The organism is Paraburkholderia sp. J63 (assembly GCF_905220245.1).
GTDB lineage: Bacteria > Pseudomonadota > Gammaproteobacteria > Burkholderiales > Burkholderiaceae > Paraburkholderia.
In genome coordinates this window covers 1-350 of sequence record NZ_CAJMZF010000198.1, presented here as the reverse complement: position 1 = coordinate 350, position 350 = coordinate 1, and the positions used below count along the sequence as shown (strand labels likewise).

1 protein-coding gene is annotated in these 350 nt (G+C 65.7%); it reads left to right on the top strand.

Translation table 11 applies throughout. From position 1 onward, the window contains the following. Positions 1-17 precede the first annotated feature (17 nt). Positions 18-350, top strand: a 333-nt coding sequence (locus tag U5775_RS39155; RefSeq protein WP_322063465.1) for a hypothetical protein, incomplete at its 3' end; no start/stop codon positions are given.

The window sequence follows — 350 nt, the reverse complement described above, 5'->3', positions numbered from 1 at the left end:
TTACCCTGGCCTTCAGCATGAGCATGCCGGGTACGGCGCTGGCCGGCACGCCTGTCGCAAACGGCACGGCACTGCAAGGCAGGTATGACAACGCCAGTACCGACTACTACCAATACTCGTTCCGCACTGGCGCCCTGGTGCCGGGCGCGAACTGGGACAGCACGAACTCGAACGGCGCCTATGTGTCGATCGGCATCTACGCCTTCACCGGCGTCAACAAGACCGATGACGCGATCTTCGGTCTGAACGGCTACAACGCCAACGGCCGCGGCGGCGGCGTCGCGCTGGGCGACAGCGCCACGGTAACGGGTGAAACGGGCATTGCGCTGGGCGCCCACTCGACGGCCTCG